Raw genomic sequence first — 3,416 nt, forward strand, 5'->3', positions numbered from 1 at the left:
GCCAGGCCTCAGCATTTTATTATGGTGATCCCCTGGGCGAAATGCGCCTGGTAAGCAGAGTTTTTGAAATGTAAGGCCTTTGAATAAGACAAAAGGCTGCCTCATCGCTAACTTTGCAACAGTGCCAGTTTTATTACGAACGTGTTTTGGGTGGACAACGGAAAACATATTTCATCGAAAGACCAAAAAAAGAAAAAACACTTCCTGTTGTGATGAGTGAAGAAGAAACCATTCGGGTACTACGCGCTATTGAAAACGTGAAACACAAGGCTATTCTGATGACTATTTATTCGGCAGGTTTGCGCATTTCTGAATGTATAAACCTGAAAATAAAAGACATTGACTCCAAGCGCATGCAAATTCGTATAGAACAGTCAAAAGGAAAAAGAGATCGTTATACCATTTTATCTGAGAAAACATTAATTATTTTAAGAACATACTTTATGGAATATAAACCAAAAGATTATTTATTTGAAGGTCAAAAAGGTGGCGCATACTCAAGCCGAAGTATTCAAAACATTTTTAAAGCAGCTGTTTTAAAAGCAAAGATTCAAAAGGAAGTTACTGTACATACCTTACGACATAGCTTTGCAACGCATTTGCTTGAGAATGGTACGAGTTTACGTTATATTCAATCGTTGTTAGGTCATTCAAGCAGTAAAACAACTGAGGTTTATACACATATTACCACCAAGGGAATGGAACAATTAAAAAGTCCGATGGATTTGTTAGATATATAGAAAGGATTTGTATATTTGAGCAAAACTTAACAAAAAGCACTATGAATATAAATCCTTTTGAGAGAGTAGAAACGAACGGTAAACGGTTGAAAACGGATTTGTCACTGATAATGAAAGGTTTAGCAAAATAAGATATAGTGGATATATACGCCATTTGGCGTATAGCCACTTGTTATGTGCCATTTTTGAATGACAATGCGAATAGATACAGACAAACAAATGAATTTACTTAGTGATAAGAACGTTGCAATAATTGGTGGTGGACCCGTTGGACTGACTATGGCAAAATTATTACAGCAAAACGGCATAGACGTTTCAGTTTACGAAAGAGACAACGACCGAGAGGCAAGAATTTTTGGTGGAACCCTTGACCTACACAAAGGTTCAGGTCAGGAAGCAATGAAAAAAGCGGGATTGTTACAAACTTATTATGACTTAGCCTTACCAATGGGTGTAAATATTGCTGATGAAAAAGGCAATATTTTATCCACAAAAAATGTAAAGCCCGAAAATCGATTTGACAATCCTGAAATAAACAGAAATGACTTAAGGGCTATCTTGTTGAATAGTTTAGAAAACGACACGGTTATTTGGGATAGAAAACTTGTTATGCTTGAACCTGGTAAGAAGAAGTGGACACTAACTTTTGAGAATAAACCGAGTGAAACAGCAGATTTGGTTATTCTTGCCAATGGTGGAATGTCGAAAATAAGGAGCTTTGTTACCGACACGCAAGTTGAAGAAACCGGTACTTTCAACATCCAAGCTGATATTCTTCAACCGGAAATAAACTGTCCCGGATTTTTTCAGCTATGCAACGGCAACCGATTAATGGCGGGACATCAGGGCATTTTATTGTTTGCCAATCCCAATAATAATGGTGCATTGTATTTAGGAATTAGTTTTAAAACGCCCGATGAATGGAAAAATAAAATTCCCTTAGATTTTCAGGACAGAAACAGCGTTGCCGATTTTTTATTGAAAAGATTTTCCAAATGGAGTGAAGTTTACAAACAATTAATACGTTCGGTATCAACATTTCAATGCTTGCCCACAAGGAAATTTCCTTTGAACAATGATTGGAAAAGTAACCGTCCATTACCCATAACAATGATTGGCGATGCTGCTCATTTGATGTCGCCTTTTGCAGGACAGGGTGTAAATACGGGATTATTGGATGCTTTGATATTGTCTGAAAACCTTACAAACGGAGAATTTACAAGTATTGAAAATGCCATCGAAAACTACGAACAACAAATGTTTGTTTATGCAAAAGATACGCAGGACGAATCGACAGAAAACGAAACCGAAATGTTTAGTCCCAATTTTTCGTTTCAAAAATTATTGAATCTATAAACAGTAAGAAAAAACGGCTACTAACAAGCAGTTTTGCAATAGTGGGCAGAAGTGCAAAATTGAACTTGTGTGCTTCTATCAACTTTTGTACATTAGCTGCCAGTTTAAGATGGGTGCATTTGAGTATGCCCAAAGGAGCCCGCAAGTATGCGCAGGACGAAGCCAGTAGCCGCGCCGATGGTGGCGCGGGTCTATCTGCGCGTCAGCACCGACGCGCAGGACTTGGAACGCCAAGAGGCGATCACTACGGCCGCGAAGGCCGCCGGCTACTACGTCGCCGGCATCTACCGTGAGAAGGCATCCGGCGCACGCGCCGACCGGCCTGAGCTGCTGCGCATGATCGGCGACCTACAGCCCGGCGAGGTGGTCATTGCCGAGAAGATCGACCGCATCAGCCGCCTACCTTTGCCCGAGGCCGAGCGCCTGGTGGCCTCGATACAGGCCAAAGGCGCACGCCTGGCCGTCCCTGGCGTGGTCGATCTATCCGACCTGGCGGCCGAGGCCCAGGGCGTCGCCAAGATCGTGCTGGAAGCCGTGCAGATCATGCTTTTTCGCCTGGCCTTGCAGATGGCCCGCGACGACTACGAGGACAGGCGCGAACGCCAGCGCCAAGGCATTGAGTTGGCCCGCCAGGCCGGGCGGTACAAGGGCCGCCGTGCTGATCCGAAGCGCCGCGCCCAAGTTGTCGCGCTGCGCAAGTCCGGCTACAGCATCAACAAGACCGCCGAGCTGGCCGGGTACAGTGCGGCCCAGGTGAAACGGATATGGGCCGAGGTCAGCCAGGCCGAAGCGAAGCAGCACGGCGCGTTCGTGGAGGACGCATTGACGGAAGCCGATGCCCTGGCCGCTGTCGGCCAGGATGAGCGCCAGGAGGAAAGGGCATGAAGAAGCCGAACCAAGACGACGAGCCGTTTTTCATCACCGAGGAGATTGCGGCCGAAATGATCGCCGGCGGCTATGAGTTCGAGCTGCCGCCCATTCCTTGCACCATCCGCCTACGCGACGTGCTGGAGCGCATGACCGATGCTGAGCTAGCATTGCAGCCGGGCGAGATCGCCGACCAGGAGCGTGAACGCTGCCGGCGCAAGCCGTGTTCAACCTCATGATCTGGTCATGGTATTTTTCATGGCACTGAGCCTGATAGTTCTTGCAAATTGTTGTCACTAAAGGGTTTTGTGTGCTTGTTTACAATCGAGTGGGAGTGACGGGCACTGGCTGGCAATGTCTAGCAACGGCAGGCATTTCGGCTGAGGGTAAAAGAACTTTCCGCTAAGCGATAGACTGTATGTAAACACAGTATTGCAAGGACGCGGAACATGC

Annotated in this window: 4 protein-coding genes; all 4 read left to right on the forward strand. The window is 45.6% G+C overall.

The features are described from left to right. Positions 1-146: 146 nt before the first annotated feature. Positions 147-740 carry a tyrosine-type recombinase/integrase gene (locus FTU75_RS18060; RefSeq protein ID WP_205779272.1) on the forward strand — a complete coding sequence of 198 codons (594 nt, stop codon included), beginning with the start codon at positions 147-149 and terminating at the stop codon, positions 738-740. Between the two features lie 189 nt (positions 741-929). Beyond that, positions 930-2,096 (forward strand): tetracycline-inactivating monooxygenase Tet(X3), encoded by a 1,167-nt coding sequence (locus FTU75_RS18065; RefSeq protein ID WP_024160783.1) that lies wholly within the window; start codon positions 930-932, stop codon positions 2,094-2,096. 147 nt (positions 2,097-2,243) lie between these two features. Next, complete coding sequence (locus FTU75_RS18070; RefSeq protein ID WP_001366550.1) at positions 2,244-2,981, forward strand: recombinase family protein; 738 nt, start codon at positions 2,244-2,246, stop codon at positions 2,979-2,981. Then, complete coding sequence (locus FTU75_RS18075) at positions 2,978-3,202, forward strand: hypothetical protein (RefSeq protein WP_000743213.1); 225 nt, start codon at positions 2,978-2,980, stop codon at positions 3,200-3,202. Before FTU75_RS18070 ends, FTU75_RS18075 begins: the two co-directional genes overlap by 4 nt. Positions 3,203-3,416 lie beyond the last annotated feature (214 nt).

The sequence above is a fragment of the Acinetobacter sp. YH12140 genome (assembly GCF_013418475.1).
GTDB classification, from domain to species: domain Bacteria; phylum Pseudomonadota; class Gammaproteobacteria; order Pseudomonadales; family Moraxellaceae; genus Acinetobacter; species Acinetobacter amyesii.

Bases quoted from the DNA above. Each gene is read 5' to 3' on its own strand.
- FTU75_RS18065 (WP_024160783.1), top strand. From the start codon at position 930: ATGACAATGCGAATAGATACAGACAAACAAATGAATTTACTTAGTGAT.
- FTU75_RS18070 (WP_001366550.1), top strand. From the start codon at position 2,244: ATGCGCAGGACGAAGCCAGTAGCCGCGCCGATGGTGGCGCGGGTCTAT.
- FTU75_RS18075 (WP_000743213.1), top strand. From the start codon at position 2,978: ATGAAGAAGCCGAACCAAGACGACGAGCCGTTTTTCATCACCGAGGAG.